Raw genomic sequence first — 16,981 nt, forward strand, 5'->3', positions numbered from 1 at the left:
TCGCCGGCTGCCGGGATCCCGCTGCTGCTCTGCCGACATCCACCTCACCCGTTCCCCGAAACGGACAGGTGTTCATCCGTACCGCCGTCTCCGGTGACCTGGAGGCCACGGCCGCTCTTCAGATCGTCGACCTGCCGATGGGGCTGTTCCCGAGTCTGGGTCGCGGGTTCGTGGCTCGCTGGCATCGGACGTTCCTCGACAGTGCCCACGCCGTCGCGCTTGTCGGGGTGCGTCGCCACGAGGGCGACCTCGACGAGGTGCTGGGTTTCCTGGTCGGGACCACCGACCGGGGGGCGTTTCGCCGCGAGGTGCTGACACGCCACCGGTTCGGACTCGTGCTCCGCGGAGTCACGGCTCTCGTCGTCCGGCCCCGCGTCCTCGCCGGGTTCCTCCGGACGCGGTTGCTCCCGTACATGCGTCGCCTCGGCTCCCCCGATGTGTCCACACACTCCGGTGACGCGGGTCGCCCGGGCACCGTCGGCGATCTGACCGCCATCGCGGTGAGCGTGTCGGCGCGGCGAGGCGGGACCGGTCGCCGGCTGGCCGAGATCTACCTGGCCCGGTGTGCCGCGGCGGGCGCCGACCGGGTGGAGCTGGTCACGACGGCGGAATCGACCGGTGCGCACGAGTTCTACTCGAAGACCGGGTGGACGGCGCTGGAGGTCGGCCGCACCCGGGACGGGCTCAGGGTCCAGCGGTTCGGTCGTCACCCGGGGTCTCCGGAAGGCGTGACGTGAGGCTGTCACGGGCGCTGGCACTGATCGCCACGACGGCCGTCGGAATGGCCGGTGTAGGGGTTGCCGTGGCCGTGGGTCCGGACACCGTGCCGGGTGCGGGAACCGATCCGACGCCGCTACCGGGGGTTGCCGAAAGCCCCGGTCTCGACGGCTCCGGACGCGTCCCCGTCCGGCGGAGAGGTCCGGGCCGATCTCAAACGGCCGGCCACGGAGTTCGTCGAGCGGGTGGGAACCTGGGCAAGGGCCACCCCGCCGGATCCGCCGGCGCAGGTGACGAACGCCGGGTATCCCCGGGAGCTCGCCGCGACCGCCGGGCCGCTGTTCGACCGTCCGTCGCCGCGGGCCATCACCGAGGTCGTCTACCCGCAGCTGGGCGGCCTGACCCCGACCACGGCCAGCGTCATCGTGGTCGCGCGGCAGACGCTGCCGGGCGCTCCGGCGGCCGGTGCCCGCGAGGTCACCCTGGACGTCCGTCTCAGGTACGTGGGGCGAAGCTGGGTGGTCTCACCCGTCGTCGATCCACCGCGGCCGGAGAGTGTGCGTGCGCGCACCGGGGGGCCGTCGACCGAGGGCCGGTCGCTGCTCGCCTCCGCCCGCGCGGACCTGCCGGGCCCGGTGCGCCACGACGTGGAGACGCGCCGGCTCGGCGACCGCGTGATCGGGATGGTCCGGGCACTGGCCCGTGGGTACGAGATCGAGTTGCAGGTCGCCGTCTCGGGTCATCCCGGCACGGTCTTCCCCAGCACGCGGCTGTCCAACCATGCGGTGGGTCGAGCCGTCGACGTCCGGTCCATCAACGGCACCCGTGTCGCCGACATCCGCCGCGACGACCCACTGCTCGTTCGGTTCATGGTGGACGCGGCACGGGCCGGCGCCACCGAGGTCGGTGGCCCGATCGTGCCGCCGGGACGGGGGTTCTTCACCGACGAGGTCCATCAGGACCACATCCATGTCGGATTCACCCCGGGCAAGCCTGCTGCAGCGGCGAGCTCGTCATGACCGCTCGCCGGGCGGACTCCGCTGGATCGGCGGCGTGCGGCGTCCGGCCCGACGAGGGGGGTCTTCGGCAGGTCTCGTGGCTGGCTGCGGGGACCGCGCTCTCCCGGGCAACCGGCTTCGTCCGCACCTCGGTGTGGGCGGCGGCGCTGGGGCTCTACACGGTGGGGAGCGCGTTCTCGATCGCGAACACCGTTCCGACGGTCCTGTACACGCTGCTGGCCGGCGGGGCGGTGAGCGCGGTGTTCGTGCCCCAGCTCGTCCGGGCGCTGAACCGGGGTGAGGCCGAGGGTGCGGCCTACGCCGACCGCCTGCTCACCGTGATCATCGTGGTGCTCGGCCCGGCGACGATCGGTGCGGTGTTCGCCGCGCCCGTCCTCGCCGGGCTGTACGCGGGGAAGGGATGGAGCCGGGCCGAGCTCGATCTGGCCGCAGCCTTCCTGGCGTGGTGCCTGCCACAGGTGTTCTTCTACGGGGTCTTCGGCGTACTGAGCCAGGTTCTCCAGGCCCGTGGGCGGCCCGGGCCGATGATGTGGGCGCCGATCGCGAACAACGTGATCGCCATCGCGGTCGGCGTGGTGTTCCTCGTCTACGGGTCGGCCGAGACCGGTCCGCAGCCGGATGCGGTTGCATCGATCTCGACGACGGAGATCGCGCTGCTCGGCGGCGGCGCCTCGCTCGGGGTCGTGGTCCAGGCGCTGATCCTCGTCCCGGCGCTGCGCACGGTCGGGTACCGGTTCCGACCTCGGCTCGACCTGCGCGGCTCGGGTCTGGGCCGGTCGGCCCGGTTGGCGGTCTGGACCCTCGTGTTCGTTGCGGCGAACCAGGTCGCCTACTCGGTGACCGTCGTGATCGCCAACACGGCGGGCAAGGCAGCAGAGGGTTCTGCGCAGTGGGCTGCGGGACTGCCCACCTACACGAACGCCTACATGATCATGCTGGTCTCGCACGCCCTGGTCGCGGTGTCGCTTGCGAACGCGCGGACTCGTTCGATGAGCGACGCTTCCGTGCGGGGCCGGGCTGCAGAGGCCGGTGTCGCGGTCGGTCGGTCCCTGCGTGATGCCGGACGGGTGCTCGTCCCGGTGGCCGCCGCCACCGCCGTCATGGCTCCGACCGTGACGCGACTGCTGTTCCCCGGCAACCCCGTGCCCGACACGCTCTACATGGGGCTGGTGCTCGCGTGTTTCGCGCCGTCCATCGTCATCTACTCGGCCCAGTTCCTCGTCGTCCGTGGCCTGTACGTCCTGGAGGACACACGCCGGCCGGCCCTGGTCCAGCTCCTCATCACGGGGTTGCAGATCCTGCTCGCCGTGTTGGCGGGCTCCGTTCTGCCGCCGGAGTGGGTGGTGGCGGGTCTGGCGGCGAGCTTTGCTCTCGCCTACCTCGCGGGGCTCGTCCTCAGCGTGAGGCTGCTCCACCGGGCCACCGGTGAACCGGGCCTTCGCGGGCTTGCCGTCAGCTACGGGCAGAACCTGATTGCAGCTTTGCCGGCGGCCGGAGCCGCCTGGATCATCAGCCGGCTCGTGGTCGAGCAGTGGGGGCCCGGACTCATCGCTGGAGCGGTCGCACTGCTGAGCGGAGCCATCGTCTTCTGTGCCGGCTACAAGACGGTATCGCAGGTCTTCGAGAACGCGGTGCACGGCGAGAATGCACCGTAGAAGAACCTTTCTCGAGCAGGCACGGTCGGTGCCGCTCGATGGCAATAGAGAGAATCGTGAGCCGAGCAGGTCGGAAGGGAGGTGCGGCAAACCGAGGCGGGTGCCTCGCACTTCCATGCGCCTCGGATCTTCAGATGCATCAGTCCTGCAGTAGCGCCGTTGTCGCATTCATTCTTTCGGTTTACCGTGACGGTTCGAACGCCAGAAGAAGGGCTCGAACCGTCACATGCGAATCCTGCTCCGCAACCGCGCCTACCGACGCCTGTTCACAGCCCAGGTGCTGGCTCTGGTCGGTACCGGCCTGGCCACCGTGGCCCTCGGACTTCTGGCCTATGACCTGGCCGGCGGGCGGGCCAGCGAGGTGCTCGGCACGGCTCTAGGGATCAAGATGATCGCCTACGTGGCAGTGTCGCCGCTGGTGGGAGCGTTGGCGGACCGGGTGTCACGCCGGCTCCTGATGGTGAGCGCCGACGCCGTGCGCGCAGGTGTGGTCCTGCTGCTGCCGTTCGTGGACCAGGTGTGGCAGGTGCACGTGCTGATCGCCGTCCTGCAGGCGGCCTCGGCTGCGTTCACGCCGACTTTCCAGGCCGTCCTGCCCGATGTTCTCCCCGACGAACGTGACTACACGAGCGCGTTGTCTGCGTCACAGATAGCGGTGAGCATGGAGAACATCGCGAGCCCGCTGCTGGCCGCAGCTCTTCTTCTGATCGTCGATTTTCACTCGCTGTTCGTCGGAACCGCGATCGGATTCGTCTGTTCCGCAGTTCTGGTCGTGGGCGCGGTGGTGCCGGCAGCTCCGCGGAGCGACCGGAGCAGGTTCGCCGACCGTCTCGTGGTCGGCGTCCGGATCTTCACCCGCACACCGCGGCTGCGTGCGGTCATGGCCCTGAACATGGTGGTGGCCACCTGTGGAGTGATCACGCTGGTGAGCACGGTGAACGTCGTGCGGGACCTTCTCGGAGGTAGCGAGTCCGACGTCGCTCTTCTGCTGGCGGTCAGTGGCGCGGGAACGGCGGTCACTGCGCTCGCGGTGTCGGCCCTGCTGCGCGACCGTGGCGAGCGGGTCGTGATGCTGGCCGGAGCCGGAGTCTCGGTCGGTGCCGTCGCCATGGCGTTCGTTCTGGCGTTCTGGCCGTCGTGGCCGCTGGCCGCAGGGGCGTGGTTCGCCATCGGATGTGGCACCGCTCTGGTCGTCGTCCCGGTCGGCCGGGTCGTTCGCTCCTCCGCGTCCCCGGCCGATCGCCCGGCGGCCTTCGCCGCGCAGTTCTCGCTGTCGCACCTGTGCTGGCTGCTGACCTACCCCCTCACCGGATGGTTGGGATCACTCGCCGGGTTCACCACCGCATGGGGTGTCCTGCTCGTCCTGGTCGTGGCGGCGTCGGTGGCCGCCGTTCGGCTGTGGCCGCGTGCGCTACCGCAGACGATTCGCCATGGCCACACCGAGCCTGTCGACCACAACCATCTGGATGCGCAGGCGGTATGGGACGGAGCGGTATGGGTGCACACCCATCACATCGTCATCGACCCTGACCACACTCGCTGGCCGACGCCGGTATGAGTGCACGCACCGCGGCTGTCGCTGTTCTGCCGGGCTCATCACTCAGCATGAAAGGTTCGTCGGGACCAACGACGGCAGCCACCGGTACCGAGCATGTCCTGACCGTGCTGGGCGATCGTGGGCACGACACGCTCGTGGTCGTTCTGTTCCACTGTGGTGGTCCCGTGTCCTGCCCAACGGCGAGGTCCGGCTCGACTCGAACAGCCGGCTTTCGTTGACCGGACAGGCCCGGGAACAACGACGGTCGACAGCGATGATGGCTGGCGGTGCTGGGCACATGTGATACTCGGGTGGCGATATCGGGTTCGTCACTGGAGGTCGGGTGCGGGAGTTCCAGCGTGGAGCGGTGCGGCTGCACATCCTCCATCACGCCGCTGAGCAGGAGATCCACGGTGCATGGATGACCAAGGAGCTGGCCTCGCACGGCTATGACATCAGCCCGGGCACCCTCTACCCGACCCTGCACCGGCTGGAGAGCGACGGGCTGCTCGCCTCCGAACAACAGGTGGTGCACGGTCGAACCCGGCGCGTCTACCGGGCGACCGAGGCGGGCCGCACGGCGCTGGCCCAGGATCGTCGCGCGTTGGCCGAGCTGGCCCGTGAGGTGCTGCCGGAGCGCTGAGCACCATCACCCCGGCCCCGACATCGCGACCCGATCCTCTGCGGCGGGCGGATCCGGCGGCGGGGGTTCCAGTGACGCGGTGGGTGGCGGGGCCGGGCTCGCTGCCCGGCGCCGGGAGGGGGTTCGCCCCGTTCGTCCCCCGCCGGGCTCGAGGGGCCCGGCCTCTTATGCCGCGGACAGGACACCGGTGGACAGGGCGATGAGCAGGGCGACGCCGACGGTGACGCGGTAGCCGATGAACACGGTGATCCGATGCCGGGTGACCAGGCGCAGCATCCCGGCGATCGAGGCGTAGGCGACGGCGAAGCTGACCGCGGTCGCGACCCCGGTGGCGACCCACCCCACGGAGGCCGAGATCGCACCGCCCTCGCTGAGCGCCTGCTGTCCACCTGCGGCGACCAGGGCGGGGATGGACAGGAAGAACGACGACCGGGTCGCGCTCACCCGGTCCAGACCGCGCAGCAGCCCGGCGCTGATCGTCGCCCCGGACCGCGACACCCCGGGGACCAGCGCCACGCACTGCACCACCCCGACGACGAGCGCGTCACCGAGGCCCAGCGCGTCCTCGCCGCGGTCCTGCGAGGCCCGTCGCTCGGCCCAGAACATGACCGCGCTCCACCCGATCAGCGCGACCGCGACCACCCACAGGCTGCGCAACGACCCGGAGACGACGTCCTTGGCCAGCAGCCCGACCACCCCGATCGGCACCGACCCGGCGATCACGTACCAGGCCATCCGGTAAGCCGGCCCGGTCCGCAGACCGCGATCGAGCAGGCCACGACACCACGCGGCCACCAGCGCCGTGATGTCTCGGCGGAAGTAGACGAGCACCGCGGCGATCGCGCCGACCTGGATGACGGCGGTGAACCCGGTGACCCCGTGATCAGCGGCCGGGAGGCCCAGCAGCTGCTCGGCGATGGTCAGGTGCCCCGTACTCGACACCGGGAGGAACTCGGTGATCCCCTCCACGATGCCCAGCACCACCGCCTGCCACAGATTCACGTCCGACCCGGTCTCGCGCGTGCCATGACGAGGAGTCGACCAGACCGGGTCATCCGGCGGGCGGGCGGGACCCCGCACGCCCGCCGGGGCGGCGCCGGGAACGCGCCGGACCCTCGACGCTGCCGAGCTGCCACCCCGGGCCGCTCGGCCGCGTGATGCTCGGGTGGCGATGACGGGTTCAGCACTGGTTGGTCGGAGACGGTCCGCGCCAGGGTCGCTGTCCCGGGCCGGCCCGGGAGAGGTCCTGTCCGGCCACTGACCGCTCCACTCGATTCTCGATATCGCTCGGCGATACGCTGTGCGGGTGGCGGATCCGGGGTTGGTGCGGCGGCTGGGTTTCGGCGACGCCGTCGTGCTGGGGTTGGGCTCGATGCTCGGTGCCGGGGTGTTCGCCGCCCTCGGTCCGGCGGCCGCCGCGGCCGGCACCGGGCTGCTGATCGCGCTCGCGGTGGCGGCGGTGGTGGCCTACTGCAACGCCACCGCCTCTGCGCGGCTGGCGGCGGTGTATCCGGAGTCGGGCGGGACCTATGTCTACGGGCGGCGGCGCCTCGGCCCGGTGTGGGGATTCACCGCCGGGTGGGGGTTCGTGGTCGGCAAGACCGCGAGCTGCGCGGCGATGGCGCTGACCTTCGGCGCCTACGCCTGGCCCGCCCATCCGGTCCCGCCGGCCGTCGCGGCGGTGGTGGTGTTGACCGCGGTCAACTACCTCGGGGTCACCAAGACCGCCGGGCTGACCCGGCTGCTGGTCGCCGCGACACTGCTCGCGCTGGCCGCGGTCGTGGCGGCCGGGCTCGGCGGCGGCGCCGCGGACCCGGCGAACCTGACCGGCTGGACCGGGGGCGGGGTGCTGGGGATCGGGCAGGCCGCGGCGTTGTTGTTCTTCTCCTTCGCCGGCTACGCCCGCATCGCCACTCTCGGCGAGGAGGTCCGCGACCCGGCGACCACGATCCCGCGGGCGATCCCGGTCGCGCTCGGGATCGTGCTGGTGATCTACGCGGTGATCGCGGTGACCGCGCTGCTGGCGGTCGGCCCGGGCGGGTTGGCTGCCGCGGCGGCGCCGCTGGCGGCGGTCGCCGGGTCCGGCACGCTGGCGTTCCTCGCCCCGGTCGTGCGGGTCGGTGGGGCGCTCGCCTCGGCCGGGGTGTTGTTGTCGTTGATGGCCGGGATCGGGCGGACCACCCTGGCCATGGCCCGCGACCACGAGCTGCCCGCCGTGCTGGGGGCGGTGCATCCACGGTTCCGGGTGCCGCACCGCGCCGAGCTGGTCCTGGGCGTGGTCGTGGTCGTGGTCGTGCTGGTCGCCGATGTGCAGGCGGCGATCGGGTTCTCCAGCTTCGCGGTGCTGGTCTACTACGCGATCGCCAACGCCGCCGCGTTCACCCTGCCCGGGCACCAGAGCCCACACCGCGCCCGGCTGCGCGTGGTGACCGTCATCGGGCTGCTGGGCTGCCTCGCCCTGGCGTTCACCCTGCCCCCGACCACCATCGCGATCGGGGTCGTGGTCCTCGCGGTAGGGGTGGCCGGGCGCGCGGTCCTGCGGACGGTCCGCGGACGCGGTTGATCTCCGCGCGCAGGCGGACTGATCGGGCGCAGGTGAACTTCTGCTGAACGCCCCCGTCGGGCCGCCCCGGTGCCGCTCGCTGATGGATATCGTGCCGCGATATCGGGAACCGGGTCGAGGGGTTGTGGAGGTGCGGTCATGGGTCGCGACATCGAGGAGTTCGAGCTGCTCAACACCGCATCGCAGCTACGGCGCGCGGCGGTGCACGCGTTCGACTACTACCGCGGCGCGATCCCGATCGAGGACTGCCAGTCGATCGTCGAGGAGTCCTACGAACTCCTCGGCCAGAGCGCGGTCATCACGACGCACCTGGTGGCGTTGGCGGATCGGTGGTCGATCGAGCGCCTACGCCGGGTCGGGATCCTGGACAACCGGCTCGGGCGCACCGCACCCGAGGTGCTCTTCGTCGACCTCGACGACTCCGGCCCCGCCGCCGCGGCGGCCGCGCTGCTGGCCGGCTACGCGCGCGGGCGGGTCAACACCGGCTCGGCCGGGCAGAAACCCGCCGCGGGCACCGACCCCGCGCTGGCCCGGGTCGCCGCCGGCGCCGGACTGGACCTGACCGAGGTGTTCCCCAAGGCCGTCACCCGCGAGGCCCTGCAGGTTGCCGACGTCGTCATCACCCTGGGCCGGGCCGGTCTCGACCAGGAGTACCCCGGCCCCGAGCCCGTGACGGGCGCACAGGTGGCGGGCCGTCACCGCCGCGTGCTGCACTGGGAGCTGCCGGTGCTCGACGGGCAGTCCGACGACGTCGTGCGCGCCGCGATCGACGACCTCGATCGTCGGGTGCTCGGGCTGCTCGTCGAGCTGCTCAACCCGTCTGATCGGGGCTGATCGGGGCGGGCCTGTTCCGGTGGTCCGTCTCCTCGGATCAGACGGGTGATCGGTGCTCGGTCACGGCCCGATCGATGTCGTGGGCGAGCAGGTGGTGGTTGGCGGCGATCGCGGCGGTGACCCCGGAGGCGGCTGAGACGATGGCTTGGGTGTCGCGCGCGAGGTTGCCCACCGCCCAGAGGCCGGTCACGCTGGTCTGGCCGGTGGCATCGACGGCGAGAGCTCCTGATGCCTCGCGGGTGCAGCCCAGCTCGGTGAGCACCTCGTCGCGGGGCAGGAACCGCGGCCCGACGAACACCGCGGCACCGGGCAGTACCCGGTGGTCGGCGAACTCGACGGCGACCGGGGTCCGGTCGTGGTCGATGACGGCGGTGACCGGGGTGTCGATGACCTCGATGCCGCGCGCGGTGAGGCGCTCGCGTTCGTTCCCGTCGAGTTCGATTCCGTTGGTGGCGAACACCACCGCGGCGCTCCACTGCCGCACGAGTTGGACCTGGTGCAAGGTGAACGGCCGGTTCTGCCCGCCGAGCACGATCAGCGGGGCGTCGCGGACCTCGAAGCCGTGGCAGTAGGGGCAGTGCAGCACGGTGTGGCCCCACCGGGCGGCGAGTCCGGGGATCGGTGGGAGCTCGTCGCGCAAGCCGGTCGCGGCGATCACCGCGCGCGCGGTCAGCCGGCGTCGGTCGTCGAGCTCGACCACGAAGCCACGGTTCCCGTCGCCGGCAATCCGTCTCGCGGTGCCGGTGATCAGCTCACCGCCGTAGTGGCGCACCTCCGCGGCTCCGCCCGCCAGCAGTTCCGCGGGGGAGGCCTCGTCACGGGAGAGGAACCCGTGCACGTGCTCGGCCGCGGTGTTGCGCGGCGACCCCGCATCGACGCAGGTGACCCTGCGCCGGGCCCGGGCCAACATCAGCGCCGCGGACAGACCGCCGACACCACCGCCGACGATCACCACGTCGTGGTTCGGGTCGTTGTCGGGCACGTGCTCACCTCTCCGGAGGGGTCGGGGTGCGAACGGCGTGGCCCAGCACGTGGGGACTGGCCGGGACCGTGGGCCGCTGCGGGTAGTGCAGGTAGCGGTGCCGGGCAACGTCGAACCCGGCGGCGCGGATCGACCCGAGGGGGTCGCGGGCGGTGTGGCAGCCCCCGTAGAGCCGCGGCCAGATGGTGGCGTCGGCGACGTGCTGGGCCGTCCGCAGCAGCCGGCCCTCTGCCAGGGTGTGCTCGAGGAACACCAGCCGCCCGCCCGGACGCAGCACGCGGGTGAGCTCGGCGAGGGTCCGATCCGGGTCGGGCATCGCGCACAGCACCAGGCACAGCACCGCGGCGTCGACGGCCTGATCCGGCAACGGGATGGCTTCCCCTCGACCGGGGGTGACCTCGACCGGGACCGGTGCGGTCGCCGCCGCCTGCGTCGCGAGTGCACGTAGGTGCGGTTCCGGTTCGATCGCGTGTACCGCGGTGACGGTGTCGGGGTAGTGGGCGAAGTTGCGGCCGTTGCCGCATCCGATCTCGACGACCTCTCCGCGCAGGTCGGAGACCAGCTCGGCGCGGAGCCCCCGGAGGCCGTGGCGGTCCATCTCCTCGGTCATCCGGGCGTAGAAACGCGCGAACCGCGGCCGCGGCCGGTCGCCGCCGGTCCTCATCCGAGCACCGTCCCCGGGCAGGGTTCGGGTCGGCGGCGTTGCAGTACCAGCCAGGTGAAGTGCTGATCGGTGCCCCACGGGGTGCGATGGTGCTCGTCGCGGGCGGTCACCGGGTCAAAGGCCGGCCGGAACTGCGCGGCGAGCGCGTCCGGGCCGTATCTGATGACCGGCAGACCCGAGCACCGGTCGGGCCCGTCCGCGGCGAACGTTCCGATCACGAGGTGCCCGCCCGGGTCGACGTGCGCCGCGGCGAGTTCGGCGTAGCGGGAACGGTCGGCGGGATCGGTGAGGAAGTGGAACACCGCGCGGTCGTGCCAGAGCCGGAAGGTCCCCGACGGCTGCCAGGCCCGGACGTCGGCGACAACCCACGTGACCGCGCCGGTCGGGTGCCCGGCGCTCTCGACGCGGCGGCGCGCGATGGCCAGCGCCTGCTGCGAGGCGTCGAGCACGGTGATCCGGCGGCGACCGGCGGCCAGGAGATGATCGACCAGCACACCGGTGCCGCCGCCGACGTCGACGACCCGCTCACGGGCTTCGACCGGCAACGAGTCGATCAGCTCGGCGGAGGCACCCGCGTCCGGCTGGGTCCACGACAGCTGATCGGCCGCGCGGGTGGAGTAGAGATCGTCCCAGTGTCCTGCCGCCGCCGCGGCGGAGTGTTCGTCGCTGGACCGGGCGCTGGTCATGACGCCGCGTCGTGTGGCACCCGGGCGCTGGCGACGAAAATCGGAATGTCCACGGTGACCTCGACCGAGGCCGACGTGATGTTTCAAGCAGTGCCCAGCGCGGCATGGTCGAACCCGACCAGACCCGCGCCGGCGAACCACTCGGCAAGCTGCTCGCGGTCGAACCCGAGCCAGACATCGGCCTGCTCGGTCCGCATCCACTCGTGCTCGTGCGACATGCAGTCGGTGATCGCGACCGTCCCACCGGGGCGGACCACCCGGGCCATCTCGGCCAGCATCGCCGCCGGGTCCGGGGCGTGGTGGAGCACCATGTTGGCCACCGCCGCATCGGCGGAATCGTCGTCGAGCGGAATCCGGTCCGCAGGCGCCTCCGTCAGGGTGACGTTGTCGATCCCGAGCCCGTCGAGGTTGGTGCGGGCCTGGGCGAGCATCCCGGTCGAGGTGTCGGTGCCGGTGACCCGCGCCGCACGCCCGGCCAACCCGCCGGCGACGAACCCGGTGCCGGTACCGACGTCCACGACGTGCCCGCGGCCATCAAGGCCGCACCGCAACGCGAGGGCTTCGACGACGGTCTCGTCGTAGAAGCTCTCGTGCATCTCGTCCCACGCCCCGGCATGGGCGTCGAAGAACTCCCGCACCTGCGTGCTGTCCATACTCATCCTGCTGGTCTCCCTCTGGCGTCGTCGCCCTGTCGGTCGAGCATCGGTTGATCACACGGAGGTGGACTCGGCCGGGCGTTCCACCGGGAGCTGGGCCAAGCGCCACTCGAGCATCCCGTCGGCCAGGCGCACCGCACGCCGCCCGTGCGCGGTCAGCAACCGCACCGCGTCGTAGGACAGCACGCAGTACTCACCCCGGCAGTAGGCCACGACCTCCACGTCAGGGAGCTCGGCGAGCCGGTCGGCGAGCTCGTCGAGCGGGATCGACACCGCGCCCGGGATGTGCCCCGCGGCGTACTCCCGCCCCGGTCGCACATCGAGCACCACCGCCCGACCCGCCGCGACCCGCTCCAGCAGGGCCTGCCGGTCGATCTCCTCGCACGCCGGGTCGTCCGGGCCGCGCCGGCCCAGGAACCGGTCCCGCGCCGGAGCGACCCCGTCGAGATGGGTCGCCGCGACCCGCCGCAGCAGATTTAGCAGCTCGCCCACCTCCGGGCCCGCGAGCCGGTAGACGATCGAGGTGCTCTGACGGCGGGTGCGCACCAGGCCCGAGGCCTTCAACGTCTGCAGGTGCGCCGACGCAGTGCTCAGCTTCAGGCCCGCGGCCGCGGCCAGCGGCTCCACCGGACACTCGCCCTGCGCGAGCAGGTCCAGCAGCTCCAGGCGCGCCGGGTGGGCCAGGCCCTTGCCAGCCGCCGCGAACTGCTCGAACAACTCCGTCTTCGCCCGCACCATCTCCTCCAACCTTCTATGGAAGAACGTACGACACGCACCCGGCGCCCGACAACAGCGCCACGGGACGGTCTCGCCCGAGTCCCGAAAACGATCGTCGACGGCACCCGTCCAGCTGTACGGCGGACGCTCAGCCGAGCTCATCTCCCGCAGAGCTGTCGGCGAGCGGCGCCGACGACGTGCTCCCGCCACTGCCCGGGATCGCCGCCCGGTGGGGCCGAACCGTGCTGCATTGCTCCTACTGCGCGGTGTCGTCGGGCCCCGGTTCGTCCCGCGCATCGAGCTCCTGACCGGGCTGGGGTGCGCGCACGACGAGGCGGGCACGGTCGCCATCGATGCCACCGGCCAGACCAGCATGGTCGGTGCACGGGCGGTGGGGAACGTCGTACGCGACCCCCAGGCCCTCGTGTCGGCCGCTTCGGGTGTCACCGCCGCGACAGCTGTGAACCACTACCTGCTCGCCGGCGACTTCGATCGGGCCGTGACCGAGCACCGGTCGGCCATCTGAGGTCCGGGCACGGCGGTGTCGGCCGGATCGTTCTGCTCGGGCTCATCCTGATGCGGCCGGGGTGCAGCACCGCGGTGCCGCAGTGCTGGTGGAGACGTCGTCCGTCGATGTGGTCGGGGCGCCGGTCATGGTGCCCGCGATCCCGTCGGTGCCGTAGGTCGGTGAGTCGTCCTTGACGGTGTAGACCTCCCACGGCTCCTGGCCGGGGCCGTGCACCCAGACCTTGTCCTGGAGGGCATAACAGCAGGTGGTGTCGTCCTCGATCTGTGTGAACAGTCCCAGCTCCGACAGCCGCGCGGTCGCGTCGGTGACCTCGTCGGTGGTGGCGACCTCCACCCCGAGGTGGTCCATCGCCGTCGGCCGGTCGGGCTCGCCTTCGAGCAGGACCAGCTTGAGCGGCGGCTCGCTGATCGCGAAGTTGGCGTAGCCGGGGCGGCGCTTGGCCGGTTCGACCCCGAACAGGGAGGTGTAGAACGCGATGGAGCCCTCCAGGTCGGCGACCCGTAGTGCCAGCTGAACCCGAGACATGAGCAACTCCTCGATCGTCGATTGAGCGGCCGTCCGTGTGATTCGACGGCTGTCGATACAGAGGTTGCGCCCTGCTTCGGCAACTGTCAAGGTAGACGCATGTCTAACCAGAAGGGGCTGCCGGCCTCGCGGAGCGATGTGGTCGGGTGCTGCGCGCCGTTGGTGGGGGAGCCGCTCTCGGGTGAGCAGTCGGTGGAGCTGGCCCGGGTGTTCAAGGCTCTCGGGGATCCGGTTCGGCTGCGGCTGTTGTCGTTGATCGCCTCGCACGCCGGCGGTGAGGCGTGTGTCTGCGATCTGACCGACGTGTTCGAGCTGACCGGGCCGACGATCTCGCATCACCTCAAGGTCCTGCGCGAGGCCGGGCTGATCATCGGGGAGCGCCGGGGGACGTGGGTCTACTACCGGGTGCTGCCCGAGGCCCTGGGACGCCTGTCCGAGCTGCTCATGCCGGCGACCGTCTCCGAGCTGTCGATCCCGGCGCCCGCGCAGGCGCAGGCGGTGGTGGGGGCATGAGCACCGAGAATGCGACCGGCGCCGCCCAGGAGGCCGCGAACGACCCCGGGGAGGCCGGGATCGTCGCGAAGCTCTCCACCCTCGACCGGTTCCTGCCGGTGTGGATCGTCGTCGCGATGGCCGTCGGGCTCCTGCTCGGCCGGCTGATCCCCGGCCTGGCGCCGGCGCTGGACGCGATCGCGATCAACGGCACGTCGGTGCCGATCGCGATCGGGCTGCTGGTGATGATGTACCCGGTCCTGGCGAAGGTCCGCTACGACCGCCTCGACTCCGTCACCGGCGACAAGCGCCTGCTGATCTCCTCGCTGGTGCTGAACTGGGTCCTCGGCCCGGCGCTGATGTTCGCCCTGGCCTGGCTGCTGCTGCCCGACCTGCCCGAGTACCGGACCGGCCTGATCATCGTCGGGCTGGCCCGCTGCATCGCGATGGTCATCATCTGGAACGACCTCGCCTGCGGTGACCGCGAGGCCGCCGCCGTGCTGGTGGCGCTGAACTCGGTGTTCCAGGTGATCGCGTTCGGGCTGCTCGGCTGGTTCTACCTCTCGGTCCTGCCCGGCTGGCTCGGTCTGCCGGTCGCGGACCTCAACATCTCCACCTGGACGATCGTCGGATCCGTGCTCGTCTTCCTCGGCGTCCCACTCGTCGCCGGATACCTCACCCGCACGCTGGGGGAGAAGGCCAAGGGCCGCGAATGGTACGAGTCGAAGTTCCTTCCGAAGATCGGCCCGCTGGCGCTCTACGGGCTGCTGTTCACGATCGTCCTACTCTTCGCCCTGCAGGGCCGCCAGATCACCAGCCAGCCCCTCGACGTCGTCCGGATCGCGCTGCCGCTGCTGGCCTACTTCGCCATCATGTGGGCCGGCTCCTACGCCCTGGGCCGCGGCGTCGGCCTCGGCTACGAACGCACCACGACGCTGGCCTTCACCGCCGCGGGCAACAACTTCGAGCTCGCCATCGCCGTCGCGATCGCCACCTTCGGCGCCACCTCGGGCCAGGCCCTCGCCGGCGTGGTCGGCCCGCTGATCGAGGTGCCCGTCCTCGTCGCCCTGGTCTACGTCTCGCTGTGGCTGCGCCGCCGGCTCTTCCCTGCGCCCTCGGCCCCCACCGCGAGATCCGGGCCCCGAACCTGACCGACCTGTCCGACCGCACGCCTCCTGCTGTCCTTCGAGGAAGAAGGCACGCCATGACCAGCACGTGGCACCGAGACACCCTGTCCATCGACCAGCACCTCGCCCTCACCACCGCCGCGAACAACTTGGCCCGCGAGTTCGACGGCACCTTCGGCGCCGAGACCATCGAACGGTTCCTGCACGCCTCCTACGACGAGTTCGCCGGGCGCGCGGTCGTGCTGAACTACCTGCCGCTGCTGGCTGAACGCTTCGCCCGCCAGCGCCTACGCGCCCTGGCCAAGGTCGAGGGCCGAAGCAGCGACAGCCGGCCCGTCGTGCTGTTCCTCTGCACCCACAACGCCGGCCGCTCGCAGATGGCGCTCGGGTTCTTCACCGCGCTCACCGGAGACCGGGCGATCGGCTGGTCGGGCGGCTCGACACCGGGCAGCGCAGTCAACCCGGCCGCGATCGCTGCGATGGCCGAGGTCGGCATCGACATCAGCGGCGAGTTCCCCAAGCCCTGGACCGACGAGGTCGTCCAGGCCGCCGATGCCGTCATCACCATGGGCTGCGGCGACGCCTGTCCGGTCTTCCCCGGACGCCGCTACGAGGAGTGGGCGATCGCCGACCCCGACGCTCTCACCGTCGACGACGTCCGCCCCATCCGCGACGAGATCGAGCGCCGGGTCCGCGCACTGGTTGCCGAACTCGTCCCCGCCACCCCTGCCTGATCACGTCACGAACCGAGGAGAGAAACCCTGATGGCCGACGCCATCCCCGAAGTGCTGTTCGTCTGCGTCCACAACGCCGGCCGCTCGCAGATGGCCGCCGCACTGCTCGACCACCACGCCGCCGGCGCGGTCACCGTCCGCTCAGCCGGCTCGGCCCCGGCCGAGACGATCAACCCCGCCGTCCGCCAGGTCATGGACGAGATCGGGATCGACCTGTCCCGGGAGATCCCCAAGAAGCTCACCACCGACGCGGTCGACGCCGCCGACGTCGTGATCACCATGGGCTGCGGCGACGCCTGCCCCGTCTTTCCCGGCAAGCGCTACCTCGACTGGGAGCTCACCGACCCCGCCGGCCGGCCCGCCGACGAGGTCCGCGCCGTCCGTGACGACATCGACGCCCGCGTACGGAGCCTGCTCGCGGAGCTGACCAACGCGGGGAGCACGACTCGATGACGGTGACCGCTCCCGATGGGACGAGCACCCCGTCGGTGCTGTTCGTCTGCGTCCGCAACGGCGGCAAGTCCCAGATGGCCGCCGGACTCATGCGCCACGCCGCCCACGGGCGGGTGACCGCGCACTCCGCCGGCACCGAGCCGGGCACGGCGATCAACGCACTGTCCGCCGAGTCACTGGCCGAGGTCGGAGTCGACATCAGCGGCGAGTCCCCGAAGGCGATCGACCCCGCACTGCTCCGCGACGTCGACCTGGTCGTGACCCTTGGCCGGGAGGCGAAGGTCGACGCACCGGCTGGGACGACGGTGCGGAACTGGGACACCGACGAACCCTCCGAACGCGGCATCGACGGGATCGAACGCATGCGACTGGTCCGAGACGACATTGCCGTCCGTGTCTCGAAGCTGATCGGAGAGCTGGGGTCCGACGTCTGTTGAAGCCTCCAGCT

At 71.4% G+C, this 16,981-nt stretch carries 20 protein-coding genes; 13 read left to right on the forward strand and 7 right to left on the reverse strand.

The window, feature by feature from the left end; all coding sequences use genetic code 11:
- Window positions 1–68: 68 nt before the first annotated feature.
- From EV383_RS12435 to EV383_RS12455, 5 genes are all read left to right on the forward strand, one after another.
- A complete protein-coding gene (locus EV383_RS12435) occupies window positions 69–737 on the forward strand; it encodes a GNAT family N-acetyltransferase (RefSeq protein ID WP_165438326.1) in 669 nt (222 codons plus the stop codon).
- 225 nt (window positions 738–962) lie between these two features.
- Window positions 963–1,736: a hypothetical protein gene (locus EV383_RS12440; RefSeq protein ID WP_130290061.1), complete on the forward strand. Its 774-nt coding sequence runs from the start codon at window positions 963–965 to the stop codon at window positions 1,734–1,736.
- 131 nt (window positions 1,737–1,867) lie between these two features.
- On the forward strand, window positions 1,868–3,391 hold the full coding sequence (gene murJ / locus EV383_RS12445; protein ID WP_165438327.1) for a murein biosynthesis integral membrane protein MurJ: 1,524 nt from the start codon (window positions 1,868–1,870) through the stop codon (window positions 3,389–3,391).
- 226 nt (window positions 3,392–3,617) lie between these two features.
- Window positions 3,618–4,949, forward strand: a complete 1,332-nt coding sequence (locus tag EV383_RS12450; RefSeq protein ID WP_130290063.1) for an MFS transporter — start codon at window positions 3,618–3,620, stop codon at window positions 4,947–4,949.
- Window positions 4,950–5,271: 322 nt separating this feature from the next.
- On the forward strand, window positions 5,272–5,571 hold the full coding sequence (locus EV383_RS12455; protein WP_130290064.1) for an Rv3488 family transcriptional regulator: 300 nt from the start codon (window positions 5,272–5,274) through the stop codon (window positions 5,569–5,571).
- Window positions 5,572–5,736: 165 nt separating this feature from the next.
- Here EV383_RS12455 and EV383_RS12460 read toward each other — a convergent pair whose 3' ends face one another.
- On the reverse strand, window positions 5,737–6,573 hold the full coding sequence (locus EV383_RS12460; RefSeq protein ID WP_130290065.1) for an undecaprenyl-diphosphate phosphatase: 837 nt from the start codon (window positions 6,571–6,573) through the stop codon (window positions 5,737–5,739).
- Between the two features lie 304 nt (window positions 6,574–6,877).
- Here EV383_RS12460 and EV383_RS12465 point away from each other — a divergent pair, with 304 nt between their 5' ends.
- Together EV383_RS12465 and EV383_RS12470 are read left to right on the forward strand one after the other, a co-directional pair.
- Window positions 6,878–8,134, forward strand: coding sequence for an APC family permease (locus EV383_RS12465; RefSeq protein WP_278044834.1), 1,257 nt, complete (start codon window positions 6,878–6,880; stop codon window positions 8,132–8,134).
- A gap of 138 nt (window positions 8,135–8,272) precedes the next feature.
- Window positions 8,273–8,968 (forward strand): arsenate-mycothiol transferase ArsC, encoded by a 696-nt coding sequence (locus tag EV383_RS12470; protein ID WP_130290066.1) that lies wholly within the window; start codon window positions 8,273–8,275, stop codon window positions 8,966–8,968.
- A 37-nt stretch (window positions 8,969–9,005) separates the two neighbouring features.
- Here the strand turns inward: EV383_RS12470 and EV383_RS12475 are convergent, their stop codons facing one another.
- The 5 genes from EV383_RS12475 to EV383_RS12495 all read right to left on the reverse strand — a co-directional run bounded on the left by EV383_RS12475 (window position 9,006) and on the right by EV383_RS12495 (window position 12,694).
- The gene (locus EV383_RS12475) at window positions 9,006–9,950 is read right to left on the reverse strand and encodes an NAD(P)/FAD-dependent oxidoreductase (protein ID WP_130290067.1); all 945 of its coding nucleotides are present in this window, start codon (window positions 9,948–9,950) and stop codon (window positions 9,006–9,008) included.
- Window positions 9,951–9,954: 4 nt separating this feature from the next.
- A complete protein-coding gene (locus tag EV383_RS12480; RefSeq protein WP_130290068.1) occupies window positions 9,955–10,614 on the reverse strand; it encodes a class I SAM-dependent methyltransferase in 660 nt (219 codons plus the stop codon).
- Window positions 10,611–11,300, reverse strand: coding sequence for a class I SAM-dependent methyltransferase (locus EV383_RS12485; RefSeq protein ID WP_130290069.1), 690 nt, complete (start codon window positions 11,298–11,300; stop codon window positions 10,611–10,613). Before EV383_RS12485 ends, EV383_RS12480 begins: the two co-directional genes overlap by 4 nt.
- Before the next feature lie 83 nt (window positions 11,301–11,383).
- Window positions 11,384–11,959: a class I SAM-dependent methyltransferase gene (locus EV383_RS12490; protein WP_130290070.1), complete on the reverse strand. Its 576-nt coding sequence runs from the start codon at window positions 11,957–11,959 to the stop codon at window positions 11,384–11,386.
- Between the two features lie 51 nt (window positions 11,960–12,010).
- Window positions 12,011–12,694, reverse strand: a complete 684-nt coding sequence (locus EV383_RS12495) for an ArsR/SmtB family transcription factor (protein WP_207223499.1) — start codon at window positions 12,692–12,694, stop codon at window positions 12,011–12,013.
- A 229-nt stretch (window positions 12,695–12,923) separates the two neighbouring features.
- On the opposite strand from EV383_RS12495, the gene EV383_RS12500 reads away from it, so the two are divergent.
- Entirely contained in the window at window positions 12,924–13,199 is a 276-nt protein-coding gene (locus EV383_RS12500) for an NAD(P)/FAD-dependent oxidoreductase (protein ID WP_130290072.1), read from the forward strand.
- Window positions 13,200–13,241: 42 nt separating this feature from the next.
- Here EV383_RS12500 and EV383_RS12505 read toward each other — a convergent pair whose 3' ends face one another.
- On the reverse strand, window positions 13,242–13,727 hold the full coding sequence (locus EV383_RS12505) for an ArsI/CadI family heavy metal resistance metalloenzyme (protein WP_130290073.1): 486 nt from the start codon (window positions 13,725–13,727) through the stop codon (window positions 13,242–13,244).
- A gap of 99 nt (window positions 13,728–13,826) precedes the next feature.
- Here EV383_RS12505 and EV383_RS12510 point away from each other — a divergent pair, with 99 nt between their 5' ends.
- The 5 genes from EV383_RS12510 to EV383_RS12530 are packed head-to-tail and all read left to right on the forward strand — an operon-like array spanning window position 13,827 to window position 16,970.
- The gene (locus EV383_RS12510; protein ID WP_130290074.1) at window positions 13,827–14,240 is read left to right on the forward strand and encodes an ArsR/SmtB family transcription factor; all 414 of its coding nucleotides are present in this window, start codon (window positions 13,827–13,829) and stop codon (window positions 14,238–14,240) included.
- On the forward strand, window positions 14,237–15,370 hold the full coding sequence (arsB, locus tag EV383_RS12515) for an ACR3 family arsenite efflux transporter (RefSeq protein WP_130290075.1): 1,134 nt from the start codon (window positions 14,237–14,239) through the stop codon (window positions 15,368–15,370). Before EV383_RS12510 ends, arsB begins: the two co-directional genes overlap by 4 nt.
- Window positions 15,371–15,423: 53 nt before the next feature.
- Window positions 15,424–16,080 (forward strand): arsenate reductase ArsC, encoded by a 657-nt coding sequence (locus EV383_RS12520; protein WP_130290076.1) that lies wholly within the window; start codon window positions 15,424–15,426, stop codon window positions 16,078–16,080.
- Window positions 16,081–16,110: 30 nt separating this feature from the next.
- Window positions 16,111–16,533 (forward strand): arsenate reductase ArsC, encoded by a 423-nt coding sequence (locus EV383_RS12525; RefSeq protein ID WP_130290077.1) that lies wholly within the window; start codon window positions 16,111–16,113, stop codon window positions 16,531–16,533.
- Window positions 16,534–16,535: 2 nt separating this feature from the next.
- A complete protein-coding gene (locus tag EV383_RS12530; RefSeq protein WP_207223500.1) occupies window positions 16,536–16,970 on the forward strand; it encodes an arsenate-mycothiol transferase ArsC in 435 nt (144 codons plus the stop codon).
- Window positions 16,971–16,981 lie beyond the last annotated feature (11 nt).

It is taken from the genome of Pseudonocardia sediminis (genome assembly GCF_004217185.1).
Taxonomy (GTDB): domain Bacteria; phylum Actinomycetota; class Actinomycetes; order Mycobacteriales; family Pseudonocardiaceae; genus Pseudonocardia; species Pseudonocardia sediminis.

Coding starts and splice junctions, on each gene's coding strand:
- EV383_RS12450 (WP_130290063.1), top strand. CDS start 3,618: ATGCGAATCCTGCTCCGCAACCGCGCCTACCGACGCCTGTTCACAGCC.
- EV383_RS12495 (WP_207223499.1), bottom strand. CDS start 12,694: ATGGTGCGGGCGAAGACGGAGTTGTTCGAGCAGTTCGCGGCGGCTGGC.
- EV383_RS12520 (WP_130290076.1), top strand. CDS start 15,424: ATGACCAGCACGTGGCACCGAGACACCCTGTCCATCGACCAGCACCTC.
- EV383_RS12510 (WP_130290074.1), top strand. CDS start 13,827: ATGTCTAACCAGAAGGGGCTGCCGGCCTCGCGGAGCGATGTGGTCGGG.
- EV383_RS12490 (WP_130290070.1), bottom strand. CDS start 11,959: ATGAGTATGGACAGCACGCAGGTGCGGGAGTTCTTCGACGCCCATGCC.
- EV383_RS12470 (WP_130290066.1), top strand. CDS start 8,273: ATGGGTCGCGACATCGAGGAGTTCGAGCTGCTCAACACCGCATCGCAG.
- EV383_RS12505 (WP_130290073.1), bottom strand. CDS start 13,727: ATGTCTCGGGTTCAGCTGGCACTACGGGTCGCCGACCTGGAGGGCTCC.
- EV383_RS12525 (WP_130290077.1), top strand. CDS start 16,111: ATGGCCGACGCCATCCCCGAAGTGCTGTTCGTCTGCGTCCACAACGCC.
- EV383_RS12480 (WP_130290068.1), bottom strand. CDS start 10,614: ATGAGGACCGGCGGCGACCGGCCGCGGCCGCGGTTCGCGCGTTTCTAC.
- arsB (WP_130290075.1), top strand. CDS start 14,237: ATGAGCACCGAGAATGCGACCGGCGCCGCCCAGGAGGCCGCGAACGAC.
- EV383_RS12485 (WP_130290069.1), bottom strand. CDS start 11,300: ATGACCAGCGCCCGGTCCAGCGACGAACACTCCGCCGCGGCGGCGGCA.